This is a genomic window from Brachybacterium equifaecis (assembly GCF_023509525.1).
GTDB lineage: Bacteria > Actinomycetota > Actinomycetes > Actinomycetales > Dermabacteraceae > Brachybacterium > Brachybacterium equifaecis.
On record NZ_JAKNCJ010000001.1, the window covers coordinates 919,783 to 933,044 of the forward strand.

Here is a 13,262-nt window from a genome sequence, read left to right on the forward strand (position 1 = left end):
CGGTACCCTCGCCTGGTGCTCCTGCGACAGTTCCGCCGCCCCGGCTCCCCCGCGCTGCACGATGCGCGCCTGAGAGCAGGCCGCATCGCCGAGGTCGCCCCGCACCTCGCCGCGCACGCGGGCGAGGAGATCCTCGACGCCGGCGGCGCCGTCGCGATCCCGGGACTCTGGGACCAGCACGTGCACGTCGGCCAGGCCGCCCAGGGCGCCTCCCGCCTCGACACCAGCGCGATGACCAGCGTCGATGCCCTGCTCGCAGCAGTGCGCGCGGAGCTCGCCGCCCGGCCCGCCGCCGCCGAAGGCGAGACGCTCGTCGGCTTCGGGCACCGGCTCGTCGACCTCGAGGGAGCGCCGACGGTCGCAGCCCTCGATGCGGCCTCCCGCGCGCCGGGCGGCGCTGCGGTGCCGGTGGTGCTGATCGGCGGGGACGCCCATCACGCCTGGATGAGCTCGGCCGCCCTCGCCGCCCTCGGCCTGCCCGCGCGCACAGGGATCGTCGCGGAGGACGAGTGGTTCGATGCCGCCTTCCACCTCGAGGACCTGCCGGGCGTCGCCGCCCGCCTCGAATCCGGGGTGGTGCGCCTGCAGGAGGACGCGCTCTCGCGCGGCATCGTGGGCCTGACGGACATGGAGTGGTCCGAGAACTGGCGCCTCTGGGAGCGCCGCCTCCCCCGGCTGCGGGTTCGCACCGCGACCTACCTCTCGCACCTGGAGACCGCCCCCGGGCCGACGGGCACCCCCATCGGCACCTCGGGGCTCGTGACGATGGGCCCGCTGAAGATCATCGCCGACGGCTCCCTCGGATCGCGCTCCGCGTTCTGCCGCCACGCCTACGCCGGCGCCGCCGCGAGCAGCATCAGCGCAGGCCACGGCATTCTCAGCATCGACCCTGACGCCCTGCGCACCGCCATCGCGCGCGCCGAGGAGCGGGGGCTCGAAGCGGCGGTCCACGCGATCGGCGACGCCGCGGCCCGCATCGTGCTCGACGCCTTCGCCGCCCTCCCGCCGCGCGCGGGCCGGCGCATCGAGCACGCGCAGCTGCTCACCGATGAGGACATCGCCGGGATGGCCCGTCTCGGCATCGCCGCCTCCGTGCAGCCCGCGCACCTGCTGGATGACCGCGACGCCTCCGTCGAGCTGTGGCCGGGCACGTTCGAGGAGTCGTTCCGCTTCCGCGACCTGCTGCGCGCCGGGGTGCCGCTGCTGATGGGGTCCGACGCGCCCGTCGCGCCCATCGACCCGTGGCTCGCGATGGCGGCCGCCGTGCACCGCAGCGCCGACGCCCGCCAGGCCTGGCTGCCCGCTCAGCAGCTCCAGCCGCTCGAGGCGCTCATGGCCTCCGTCGACGGGGCGCCGCTGCTCGAGGCGGGCGCGACCTCGGACGTCGTCCTGCTCTCCGATGACCCGTTCGCAGCGGTGCCGACGACGCCGGACGGACTGATGGACGAGCACGCCGCCCGCGAGTCCGCCGCCCGGCTGCGGGAGGTGCGACCGCTCGCGACGATCCTCGCCGGGCAGGTCGCGTTCTCGCGGTAGGAGGCCCGTCGGCCCTCAGCTCGCGAGCCCGCCGGGCGGCCCTCAGCTCGCGAGCCCGCCGGGCGGCCCTCAGCTCGCGAGCCCGCGGGGCGGCCCTCAGCTCGCCTCGAACCTCGCGTGGATCCGCACCGCGACCTCGATGTCCTCCGGGGTGACGTCGACGCCCTGGCCGGAGTCAGCCGCGCTGAACATCTTCGCGCGGCCGGCTGCGCCCGCCTCAGCGCCCCACGAGCCGGCGCCCCACGACCCGGCCGGGGCCCCCGCATCGCCGAGCAGTCCGGCGTCGGCCGCTTCCGTCATCGTGAGGTGCGCGAAGCCCGCCGCCTCGGCGATCACGCGGGCCCGAGCGGTCGCATCCTGCACCGCCCCGGCCAGCACCTCCGCCTCGGCCTCCCGCTGGTGGGACGGGGCGAGGGACCAGGTGACGCTCTGGGCCTCGATACCCTCGCGGCCGCCCCAGCGGGCGATGAGATCGGTGAGGGCACGGTGCTCGCGGAACGTCAGGCGCAGCGTCGCGCTGGCGGCGCAGCGGGGCTGCTCCGCCTCCCCTTCCGGGGTCCAGGGCCGCCAGGAGCGGGTGGCGATAGGGAGGATCGCGTGCGCGGCGAGCGGGGATCGGGAGCCGTCGGCCCCGGGAGCGGCGAGCTGCTCGATATCTGCCTGCAGCTCGTGCAGGAGGGTGCTCGTGCGCTCCAGCGACTCGGCGGCCGAGCCGCTCTCGGTGCTGACGAGGAGGGTGAGATCCGCGAGCTCGGGCGGTAGGTGCCGCGAGGCGTCTCCGGTGACAGTGATGCGCATGGCGGCAGGGTAGCCCCGCCAGATGGGCCAGCCCGCCAGGCGGCGGAGCTCCCTCAGCCGCGTGCGACGTGGAGCGCCTGGGCGATCAGCACGGCCTGCAGAGGCAGGCGGCCGTACGCGATCGACCGGTGCAGGGCGCTGCGGTCCGACCAATCGGCCGCCATCTGCAGGTTCGCCGGGAACACCGCGACGAAGAGCGCCGCTGCCGCCGCTCCCCCGAGGCGGCGGGTCGCAGGAACAGCCAGCAGACCGGCGATGCCCAGCTCCGCCGCGCCCGAGGCGAGCGTGTAGACGCGCGCATCGCCCGGCAGCGCGCGCGGGACGATCGAGTCGAAGGGCGCGGGCCGAGCGAAGTGAAGCGCTCCGGCGCCTGCGAGCAGAGCGCTGAGGGCAATTGCGGTGCGAGACATCCCGCCACGCTACGCGGCGGCCCTGGGCACCGGGCCGCGGGCCGCAGGCCGCAGGCCGCAGGCGCGCCCTACCCCGCCCGTCCCGCCCCGCCTGTCCCGCCTCGCCTGTCCCGCCTCGCCTGTCCCGCCTCGCCCGGCCCCGCCCGGCCCCGCCCCGTCCCGCGTGGATTGCGACCCACGTGGGTACCTTTCGCGCGTCGCAAAGGTACCTGAGCGGGCCGCAGCGGCATCCAACCGCCGCAAAGGTACCTGAGCGGGCCCAAAGGCGTCGGCCCCTCTGGAAAGGTGCCTCGGCGGTTCACCGCGGCGCGGCGCCGCCGTTCCTGGACCCCAGGATCCGACGTAGCCGGGCCAGCAGCCCGCGCCGCTCGTCGTGCGGTCCTGGCTCGTCGCGCGGTCCTGCGCCCGGATCCGCCGCGCCTCCTGCCGCCGCCCCCTCCTCCGCCTGGATCTCCCGCCATCGCGCGACCGCGTCCTCCGGATCGAGGACGGGAGCGAGGAGGCGGGCGAAGGGGGTCGCGGCGCGGTCCTCGAGCACGCGGGCAGTGAAGTCCTCGGCGTACTCCCGCACCGCGCTCTCGTCGCGCAGCACGCGCAGGGTCTCCTCGAGGCCCTCCCGCTCCCGGCGCAGCAGGATCACGGGCGGCAGCAGCGCGTCGCGGTCGACGTCCTCCCCCTCGAGGCGGCCCTTGATCCACCAGTCGGGGTCGTGGTGATCGGGGAGGTCCAGCGGCTTGCCTGCACCCGGGAGGTCCTCGAAGTCGCCGCGGGCGATGGCCTCGTCCACCGCGCTCTCGACCCAGCGCCTGTCCCTCATCGGCCCTCCCTCATCGGCTATCCCTCATCGTCTCTCCCCTCATCGGCTCACCCTCTGCGCGCCGGCCCGGCCCGACCCAGCCCGGCCCGGCCCGCGCGCCGCGAGGGGATCTGACCGTCCCTGCGCGCGCGGCGCAGCCCTTCGAGGCCGACGACCGCCTCGGCCGGCTTCCACAGCATCCGCTCCCCGAAGCGATGGTTCGCGGCAGGGGCGAGGCGCGCGGCGAGATCCGGTCGCTGCGCCTGCAGGAACGCGCGGGCGCGCTCGGCGTGCAGGGGGCTCGAGGCGATGACGATCCGCTGGGCGTCCTCCACCAGCGGGATGATCTGTTCGATGTTCTCCCAGGTGGTGCGGCTGCGGCCCTCGATGAGCAGCGGTCCCTCCCATCCGAGGACCGCGCGGGCGTGGCGGGCGAGGAGCTGGGCCTCCGCGCTCGCGCCGCTGACCGCGCCGCCGCTCGCGATGAGGGTGGTCTGCGCGCCCGGCGTCATCGAGCGCAGAGCGATCCGCAGCCGCCAGCGGTTCACACCGTTCAGCACCTCGCCGCGGTTGCCGTACCCGAGCACTACGACGCTCTCGCGCAGGGGCGGCGCTCCCGGCCCCGCATCCCGGGCCGCGCCGTCGGCCCTGGCGGAGTCCTCGCGCCGGGCCCGGCGAGCCGCCCGCCAGGAGATCGCCTCGGCTCCCGCGATGACCGCAGCGAGCGCCGCAGCGAGCGCCGCCGCCAGGACCGGCGCCGCAGAGAGGGAGAGCCGTCGTCCTGCCACGCAGCGAGCCTAGCGCCGACCTCAGGCCCGTGCGCCCGCCCTCCCGGCGAGCTTCGCGCGGATGGTGAGGCCGAGCACGAGCAGCAGCACCACGTACAGGCCGATCGCGATCGGGCTGGAGACGAGCACGCTCGCGTCGCCGTCGGCGCTCTGCATCGCGTCGCGCAGGCTGTACTCCGCGAGCGGGCCGAGCACCATGCCGATGATCAGCGGTGCCAGCGGGTAGTCGAAGGTGCGCATGAGGAAGGCGAGCACGCCGATCACGAGCAGCACGATCAGATCCGCGATCGAGGAGCTGGAGGCGTAGATGCCGAGCCCGCAGAACATCGTGATGCCCGCGTACAGGTAGGGCTTCGGGATCAGCAGCAGCTTCGCCCAGAGCATCGCGAAGGGCAGGTTGATCGCCAGCAGCACGATCATCGCGACGAAGAAGCTCGCCATCAGCGCCCACACCAGATCGGGGCGGTTCACGAACAGCAGGGGCCCTGGCTGGAGACCGAACATGCGGAACGCCGCGAGGATCACCGCGGCCGTCGCGGAGATCGGCAGGCCCAGCGCCAGCAGGGCGCCCATCGCCATGCCGGTGGTGGAGTTGCCGGCGGCCTCCGGCGCGGCGAGGCCGCGGATCGCGCCGGTGCCGAACTGGGGGTCGGGGCGGCGGGAGTCCAGCTTCTTCTCCGCGCCGTAGGCGAGGAACGTCGGGATCTCGGAGCCGCCGGCGGGGATCACGCCGAACGGGAGGCCGATGGCGGTGCCGCGCAGCCACGCGGGCAGCGCCTCGCGGAACTCCTTCCCGGAGAGCCAGGGCCGGCCCTTCGGGCGCAGCATCTCGCCCTCGTCGGTCTTCCGGGCGATCACGCCCATGTAGATGACCTCGCCGAGGGCCAGCATGCCCACGGTCACGGTGACGATGGAGATGCCGTCGAACAGCAGCGGGCTGCCGAGAGTGAAGCGCGGTGCGCCCGAGACGCCGTCGATGCCGATCACCGCGATGGCGAGGCCGAGCACGAGGGCCAGCAGGCCCTTGATCGCGCTGTCGGTCACCACCGAGCTGGTGGCGACGAAGGCGAACAGGGCGAGCGCGAAGAACTCCGCGGGGCCGAACTGCGAGGAGAACTCCGCGAGCCATGGGGCGAGGAAGGTGACGACCACCGAGGCGATCATGCCGCCGATGAACGCGCCGATCGCGGCGGTCGCGAGCGCCTGGGGCGCCCTGCCGTTCTGCGCCATCTTGTAGCCCTCGAAGGTCGAGGCGATGGAGGAGGCCTGCCCGGGGGTGTTCAGCAGGATCGCCATCGTGGAGTCGCCGAAGAGGCCTCCGAAGTAGATGCCGGAGAACATGATGAGCGCGGCGGTCGGCTCGAGAGCGAAGGTGACGGGCAGCAGCAGGGCCACCGCCATCGAGGACCCGAGGCCCGGCATGACGCCGACGGCGGTGCCGAGGAAGCAGCCGATGACCACCCACAGCAGGTTCTGGATGCTGAGGACGTGCCCGAAGCCGTCGATCAGAGAGGCGAGCGAATCCATGTCAGAACCCCCATCCGAGAATGCCCGAGGGGAGGCTCAGGCCGAGCAGCATGTCGAAGCCGATGTAGGCGATCGAGGAGACCGTCAGCCCGATCACGAGGTCCTTCAGCGGGGTGCGCGAGCCGAATCCGCGGGCGACGCCCCAGAACAGGAGCGCTGCGGCGATGATCCAGCCGAGGATCTCGAGGGTGACCGCGAAGGCGAGGAAGGATCCGATGATCCACAGAAGGGAGGGCACGTCCATCCGGCTGCTGGTCCCGGCCTCGACGACGAGTCCGGACTGACGGCGCTGGTCCTCGTCCTCCCCGAGCTCGACGAGGTCCCCGCTGCGCCAGTCGCGCACTGCGGTGATGGTCTGCAGGATCACCAGGATCGTCATGGCGATGACGATGATCAGCGGGAAGAAGCGGGGACCGGGGAACGCGGCATTGCCGGGGACGGTCATCGTGACCAGCCCGTAGACCAGGTAGATGATGACGGCGACGAGCACGATCGGCATCGTCAGCTCGCGCAGGAGGTGGATCGGGGCCCGACGGTCCTCGACCTTCCCCAGAGGGGCGAAGCTGCTGCTCATGCGTTCATCTCCTCGTAGAGCGCGCGGATGCGGGTCTCCTGATCGGCGAGGAACGCGGTGAGCTCATCGCCGGTGATGACGTTCTCGGTCCATGCGTACTTCTCCATCGCGTCGGCCCACTCGGGGGTCGCCACGGTCTCGAGCACGATCTCGACGAGCTCGTCGACGGTCTCGGGCTCGAGGCCCGCGGGGGCGGAGACCGAGCGCCAGTTCGAGAGGGTGACGTCGTAGCCCTGCTCGATCGCGGTCGGCACGTCGAGGCCCTCGATCGGCTCCTTCGCGATCAGGGCGAGGGCGCGCAGGCGGCCCGCCTCGATCTGGTCGCGGGTGTCGGGCAGTCCGCTCGCGGCGGCCTTGGCGGTGCCGTTCAGCAGCGCGGCGAGCGCTTCGCCGCCGCCGTCGGAGGAGATGTAGTTGACGTCGGCGCCGGTGAGCCCCGCCTTCACGGCGAGATCGGTGACGACGAGCTGGTCGAAGGAGCCGCCGCCGGTCCACGGCACCGCCCCCGGGTTCGCGGTCCAGTCGGCCACCAGCGCGGCGAGGTCCTGGTACGGCGAGTTCGCCGGGACGACGATCGCGTCGTACTCCTCCACGAGCACCGCGAGCGGGGTGATGTCGGTGAACTTCGTCTTCGAGTCGAACTGGATGGTGCCGGCCATCAGCCCGGTGCCGCCGATCAGCAGCATGTCGGACTGGCCGGAGAGGGTCGCGAAGTTGTTCAGGGCGATCGTGCCGCCGGCGCCGGGCATGTTCAGCACCTGCGTGTTGTTCACGATCGAGTTCTCGCGCTGCGCCTGCTGCATCTGCCGTGCGACGGCGTCCCATCCGCCGCCCGCGGCCGCCGGGGCGACGAGCGAAAGGGAGGAGCGCACATCGCTGCCGGAGGAGGCGGAGAGGATGGAGCCCGCGGTCGCAGTGCCGATGGCGCCTGCGGCGACGAGGGCGCCGAGGACGGTCATCGCCGTGCGGCGGGTGGGCGCGGCGGGCGGATTCGCCGGGGAATCCGGTGAGGGATCCGGCGGGACCGCGGAGGAGGCATGGGACATGGTCGTCTCCGGGGGCGAGGAGGAGAGAGACGACAGCGGGGGGATGCAGCGCTGAGGCGCGACTGCGATGTCGCTCCGACCTGCGAGGGGCGGGAAGTGGCCTAGGTTACACCACAGACTGCTCCCAGCAAGCCATGTCTCAACTCAGACGTCGACGAGACGGGCGGGCCCTCAGCGTCGCCAGACCGCAGGAGTGGTGGTGGTGATCGGCACCAGGCCGGCCCGCTCGAGGATCGGCCGCGACATCGGGGAGCAGTCCGACTGCAGGAAGCGGACTCCCCGCTCTCGCGCGCTGCGGGCCCGAGCGGCCGTGAGCGCCCGGTACAGGCCCAGCCCGCGGTGCTCGGGTGCGCACGCGCCGCCCCAGAGCCCTGCGAAGTCCGATCCGGGGACCGGATCCACCCGGCCGGAGCAGACGATCTCGCCTCTCGCATCGCGCACGCACCACATCTCGAAGGATCCGGGCCACCGCCGGTCGCGCTCGACCAGCTCGTCGGCCCGGCGGGCGGAGTCCTCGGGAGAATCTCCGAACACGCGGCCCGCGAGCGCCTCCGCTTCGCGGATCAGCGCGGGGGTGTCTGCCCGATGCAGCGAGTAGTGGACGGGGATGGGGCTCTCGGCGGCGATCACGGCGTCGATGTCCCCGGCCATGATTGTCTCGACCTCTTCGAGCCTGAAGCCGTGGCGGGCGAGGGCGTCGAGAAGGCCCAGGGTCCCGTCATGCCCGCGGGTCTTCCACTCGGCGTTCGAGACCCGCGGATCCGACTGGAAGTGCGCGGCGACCTCGGCGACGAGCGCCTCGACATCCGTGCCGGCGGGGATGGGGCGGGCCGTCGCAAAGCCCCTCCCGCGTGCGGGGAAGATCGCGGCGAGCACCGGGCCGATGGCCGTGACCTCGTCGGCGTCGGCCACCTCGGCCTCGGCGCGCAGCTGCTGGTCGTACAGGCGGAGGAGCTCTTCGGGCGTCATCGGGCCAGTATGCGAGGCCGGATCAGATCTCGACAAGGACTTTTCCGGCTCTTCAGAGTTGAGTGTGGGGTGAGGCGTCGAGACCGCCGGTGATGAGGAGCATGCGGAGTCGGTAGTGCTCGAAGTTGCGGAACCCTCTGGCGATGCGGCGGCCGAGTTCGATGATCCCGTTGACGGCCTCTGTCCCGCCGTTGCTCGCGCCGTCGGTGTCGAAGTAGGCCAGGAACGCTGTCCGCCAGCGGCGCAGGGTCGTCCCGAGCCGCGCGATCTCGGGGATCGGGCACGATGGCAGCTTCTCGATCAGCTGCTCGGCCAGTCGACGACCCCGGGCGGGTGTGGGCTGGTGGAACACGTCTCGGAGGTCCTGGACGCAGTGGTAGGCGACCTCGACCTCGATGTGAGCGGGATGGGCGTCGAAAGCGCTGGCCAGACGCACCTGTTGCCTGCTCGTCAAGCGTTCTCGGCCGGCGCGAAGGACGTTGCGGATCCCGTAGAGAGGATCACCCTTGCGGCCGCGGTGGCCGAGGGTCTCCTGCTGGATCCGGCGGCGGACGTCGTCGATCGCAGCCCCGCCGAGCTTCACGATGTGGAACGCATCCAGTACGCAGGTGGCATCCTCGAGGCGGTCATCGATCGCGTTCTTGTATCCCTGGAACGGATCCAGCGTCGCGATGTCGATACTTTGCCGGAACTCCTCGCCCCGCTCGTCGAGCCAGTTGCGATAGACCGTCCCGGATCGGCCCGGGACGAGATCGAGAAGCCTCGCGGTCGGGTGGGGGCCGCGCGTCAGATCGACCATCCCGGTGAGTTCCTTCGGACCACGCCGGCGAGGATCACGGTGATGCCAGACATGCTCGTCCACGCCCAGGACATGCACTCCTTCGAACCTGGACGGGTCCTCGGCGGCCAGGGTCAGGACGGGCTGAACCTGGGACCAGAGCGTGTTCCAGGTGGTGCCGAGCTGCCGCGCCAGGCCCTGGATCGTCGCTCCTTCACGGCGGAGCTGGCTGATCGCCCACCGAACCGTACGGATGCTCAACAGTCCCCGCGGTGCGCAAACCTCGGGATCCTGTTCGAGGAACGTCGCCACGGGACAGATGTCCTCAAGGCAGATCCAGCGGCGCTTCCGCCACCGGATCCGCACCGGCCTGCCGGCCCAGGGCGCATCGATCATCTCGACCATCACACGGCCGTGACCAGTCGCGATGACTCCACAGCCAGGGCAGCCCGTGACCGGATCGCAGGACTCCACCTCGAGCATCAGGCCTGATGGAGCCTGCGAGACCGCGATCAGGTGAAGGCCGGGGAAGTCCAGGAGAAGATCGCATCTCCCATAGCGATCGAGCGCGTCAGGGCATACGCAACTATGGTTGTGTATCGTCGAGGTCCTTGGTGCGAGCAGAGGTAGAAGTCCGCTCATCATCCGGGACCTCGACGCTTACCACCAGCTACCCCGCACCACCAGCGCACCCACACTCAACTCTGAAGAGCCATCTATGGGGTGAGGGCAGTGGCCGACATCGTGGTCCGAACTATCGCGGTCCGAACCTACCGGAGTCCGAAAGTACCGCGGTCCGAAACTATCTGATGCGCATCTTCTACAATGAGGATGTGCGTATGCACATGCATACGCACACGCACACTCCTTGGACGCCGTAGCGAGCTTCCGGGCAGACGGTCGCAGACGTCGTCCCCCTGGCTCGTTTCCCCGCCCATCAAAAAATGAACGACCGCGGACTAGCTCGGATCAAGGCGACATCCCCTCAGCATCATGACGCGCTTGTGATGCAACTGAATATAGGAAGCTTAGAGATGACGCAACCAGGACAGACCACCACGACTTCGCACGAAGCGATCGATGCGTTCAAGAGAATCGTCGGCGACGAACATGTACTGACCTCTGAGCGTGCCACGATGCCATTCAGCAAAGGCTATCGATTCGGCGGAGGACCAGTCTTCGCCGTGGTGCGCCCCGGCACGCTGGTCGAGATGTGGCGGGCGCTGCAGGTATCCGTCGACAACAACCTCATCGTCATCCCGCAGGCATCGAACACGGGCCTGACTGGTGGATCCGGCCCCGGCTTCCAAGACTACGATCGCCCCATTGTGATCATCTCGACTCACCGCATCGATGAGGTGCACCTCATCAACGACGCGCGCGAGGCGATCTCGCTCGCGGGCACCCCGCTGACACACCTGACCGACGCGCTCGCCAAGCACCAGCGCGAGCCGCACTCGGTGATCGGGTCGACATCAATCGGCGCCTCGGTCATCGGCGGCATCGCGAACAACTCGGGCGGCAGCCAGATTCGCAAGGGTCCGGCATTCACGCGCGAAGCGATCTTCGCCCGCGTCAACGACCACGGCAAGGTCGAGCTGGTCAATCACCTGGGCATCTCGCTCGGAGACGACCCTGAGGTCGCACTCGACCGTCTACAGTGCGGCGAGTGGTCTCCCGAGGATGTCACCCCAGCTCCCGAAGACTCGAACGAGACCGAGTACGCCGAGCACTTGCGCAAGATCGTGCCTTCGCCTGCTCGCTACAATGCGAACCCCGAGTACCTGTTCGAGGCTTCCGGCTCGGCCGGCAAGCTGATGGTGTTCGCGGTGCGCACCCGCACCTTCCCTCGCGAAGTGCACCCGACCGTGTTTTACATCGGCACGAACAACACGCACGAGCTCGAAGAGATCCGTCGGTTGTTCCTCGAAGCCGACATGCCGCTGCCTATCTCTGGTGAGTACATGGGCCGCAGTGCCTTCGACTTGGCCGAGAAGTACGGCAAAGACACCTTCGTCTTCCTGAAGTTCATGAGTCCAGCGCTGCAGACGCGCATGTTCTCGTTCAAGACGTGGGCCAACGGCTTGTTCTCGAAGATTCCCGGCATTGGTCCGACCTTCGCCGACACGGTATCGCAAGCCATGTTCAGCGTGCTGCCCAACCAGCTGCCCAAGCGCATGATGGAGTACCGCAACCGTTTCGAGCATCACCTGCTGCTCACCGTCAGCGAGTCGCAGAAGGCCGCGAGCGAGAAGATGCTCAAGGAGTTCTTCGCAGAGCCCGAGCACACTGGTGAGTTCTTCATCTGCACGTCTGATGAAGAAAAGAGCGCGTCGCTCAACCGGTTCGGCGCGGCCAGTGCCGCCACTCGCTACGCCGCGTTGAAGCGCCGGCACATCGCAGGGCTCATCCCCATCGATGTGGCCCTGCGTCGCGACGATTGGAACTGGCTCGAGGTGCTGCCGGAGGAGATCGACGACCAGCTTGAGGTCAAGGCGTATTACGGGCACTTCTTCTGCCATGTGATGCACCAGGACTATGTCGCCAAGCAGGGCGTGGATCCCGAGGCGCTGCACGACCGCATCCAGCACCTGCTGGAGGAGCGCGGCGCGAAGCTGCCCGCCGAGCACAACTACGGTCGCATCTACAAGCTGCCGGAGTCCATGGAAGAGCACTTCAAGGAGCTCGATCCGACGAATACGTTCAACGCCGGTATCGGCGGCACGTCGCCGCACAAGGACTGGGCCTAAGTCCCCAAGGTAGCGCGACGCTGTGAGAGCCTGAGCGATGTCTTATCCATCTCGGGTGGACCTAGGGCTCGACTCCCTAGGTCCACCGGGACGGATGAGTCGAGACATCGGTCAGAGGCTGGGCAGGCCATAGAATCGCGTGGCGGCGAGGGCCGCGCCCGGTCCGAGAACGGGTCATCGCCTCACGCCGTCAGCTACCCCGCACCACCAGCGCACCCACACTCAACTCTGAAGAGCCACTTTTCCCTTGGAGCGGCGGGACTCGAGGCGCTCGAACGCGGCCCGGTACTCCTCGAGCGGGAAACGGCTGTCGATCGGGACGCTCAAACGGCCCGCATCGACTTCGCGCACGAGCGCGGCGAGGCCGGCGCCGTCGGGGTGCATGAGGAAGAACTCGTAGGAGACGCCGAGGGCGCGCGCGGTCCGACGGATGCGCCGGCTCGCGGCGCGCTCGACGATCGCGGCGACCCAGCGGCGCGAGGGCGCGGCGATCACGGTGAGGCTGCCCGGGGAGGGAGGGCCGGAGATCGTCACGAGGGCCCCGCCGGGCTCGAGCGCGTGGAGAGCGTCGGAGACCGTGTCGCCGCCGACGAGGTCCAGCACCTTGTCGAAGCGCTCGGGGCCCTCGGAGACGGTGCGCTCGCGGTAGTCGATGACGTGCGCGGCGCCGAGGCCGCGAAGGATCTCGGCGCCCTCCGGAGACGCGGTGACGGTGACCTCGGCCCCGAGAGCCACGGCGAGCTGCACGGCGATCTGGCCAACGCCGCCTGCGGCGCCCGTGATCAGCAGCCGCTCGCCCGCGCGCACGTCGAGATGGTCGGGGCCGAGGGCCTGCTGGGCGGTGAGACCGGCGAGGGGGAGCCCTGCGGCGTCGGCCAGCGGGATCGAGGTGGGCGCTGCGGCGACGTGCGCGGCGCTCGTGGTCGCGAGCTGCGCGATGGCGCCGAGCTCGGACTTCCCGACGCGCGCGATGACGCTCTGCCCGACCTCGAAGCCGGTGACGCCCGCGCCGAGGGCCTCGATGACGCCGCTGAGCTCGTTGCCGGCGACCTTCGGGAAGCGGTAGGGGTCGATGGCCTTGAAGGTGCCCTCGCGCTGCAGGGCGTCGACGGGGTTCAGCCCGGCCGCGGTGACGCGGATCAGCACCTCTCCCGGAGCGGGCACGGGAGCAGGGACCTCGGTGAGGGACATGACGGAGGGGTCGCCGTAGGCGGTGAAGACGAGAGCACGCATGGCGCCGATAGTAGGCGCGCGGGGCGCGGACTCCGGCCCCGGCTGGCCCTCTTCGCG

The 13,262-nt window shown here is 70.5% G+C and carries 12 protein-coding genes; 2 read left to right on the forward strand and 10 right to left on the reverse strand.

From position 1 onward, the window contains the following. Positions 1–15: 15 nt before the first annotated feature. Positions 16–1,536: an amidohydrolase gene (locus Bequi_RS04255; protein WP_249736700.1), complete on the forward strand. Its 1,521-nt coding sequence runs from the start codon at positions 16–18 to the stop codon at positions 1,534–1,536. Positions 1,537–1,632: 96 nt separating this feature from the next. On the opposite strand, the gene Bequi_RS04260 is transcribed toward Bequi_RS04255, so the two are convergent. The 9 genes from Bequi_RS04260 to Bequi_RS04300 form a co-directional block, all read right to left on the reverse strand. Then, positions 1,633–2,334 (reverse strand): SIMPL domain-containing protein, encoded by a 702-nt coding sequence (locus tag Bequi_RS04260; protein ID WP_249736701.1) that lies wholly within the window; start codon positions 2,332–2,334, stop codon positions 1,633–1,635. A gap of 53 nt (positions 2,335–2,387) precedes the next feature. Then, on the reverse strand, positions 2,388–2,744 hold the full coding sequence (locus Bequi_RS04265) for a DoxX family protein (protein ID WP_249736702.1): 357 nt from the start codon (positions 2,742–2,744) through the stop codon (positions 2,388–2,390). A 298-nt stretch (positions 2,745–3,042) separates the two neighbouring features. Then, a complete protein-coding gene (locus tag Bequi_RS04270; protein WP_249736703.1) occupies positions 3,043–3,561 on the reverse strand; it encodes a DnaJ family domain-containing protein in 519 nt (172 codons plus the stop codon). Positions 3,562–3,608: 47 nt separating this feature from the next. Beyond that, entirely contained in the window at positions 3,609–4,328 is a 720-nt protein-coding gene (locus Bequi_RS04275) for a YdcF family protein (RefSeq protein WP_249736704.1), read from the reverse strand. 21 nt (positions 4,329–4,349) lie between these two features. Beyond that, positions 4,350–5,855 carry a tripartite tricarboxylate transporter permease gene (locus Bequi_RS04280; protein ID WP_249736705.1) on the reverse strand — a complete coding sequence of 502 codons (1,506 nt, stop codon included), beginning with the start codon at positions 5,853–5,855 and terminating at the stop codon, positions 4,350–4,352. Between the two features lies 1 nt (position 5,856). Beyond that, positions 5,857–6,429: a tripartite tricarboxylate transporter TctB family protein gene (locus Bequi_RS04285; RefSeq protein ID WP_249736706.1), complete on the reverse strand. Its 573-nt coding sequence runs from the start codon at positions 6,427–6,429 to the stop codon at positions 5,857–5,859. After that, on the reverse strand, positions 6,426–7,475 hold the full coding sequence (locus Bequi_RS04290) for a tripartite tricarboxylate transporter substrate binding protein (RefSeq protein ID WP_347271965.1): 1,050 nt from the start codon (positions 7,473–7,475) through the stop codon (positions 6,426–6,428). Before Bequi_RS04290 ends, Bequi_RS04285 begins: the two co-directional genes overlap by 4 nt. A gap of 171 nt (positions 7,476–7,646) precedes the next feature. After that, positions 7,647–8,444, reverse strand: a complete 798-nt coding sequence (locus Bequi_RS04295; RefSeq protein ID WP_249736707.1) for a GNAT family N-acetyltransferase — start codon at positions 8,442–8,444, stop codon at positions 7,647–7,649. A 52-nt stretch (positions 8,445–8,496) separates the two neighbouring features. Beyond that, on the reverse strand, positions 8,497–9,864 hold the full coding sequence (locus Bequi_RS04300) for an ISL3 family transposase (RefSeq protein WP_430623086.1): 1,368 nt from the start codon (positions 9,862–9,864) through the stop codon (positions 8,497–8,499). A 392-nt stretch (positions 9,865–10,256) separates the two neighbouring features. On the opposite strand from Bequi_RS04300, the gene dld reads away from it, so the two are divergent. Then, on the forward strand, positions 10,257–11,972 hold the full coding sequence (gene dld, locus Bequi_RS04305) for a D-lactate dehydrogenase (RefSeq protein ID WP_249736709.1): 1,716 nt from the start codon (positions 10,257–10,259) through the stop codon (positions 11,970–11,972). A 222-nt stretch (positions 11,973–12,194) separates the two neighbouring features. Here dld and Bequi_RS04310 read toward each other — a convergent pair whose 3' ends face one another. Further along, entirely contained in the window at positions 12,195–13,205 is a 1,011-nt protein-coding gene (locus tag Bequi_RS04310; RefSeq protein ID WP_249736710.1) for an NADP-dependent oxidoreductase, read from the reverse strand. Positions 13,206–13,262: the final 57 nt, after the last annotated feature.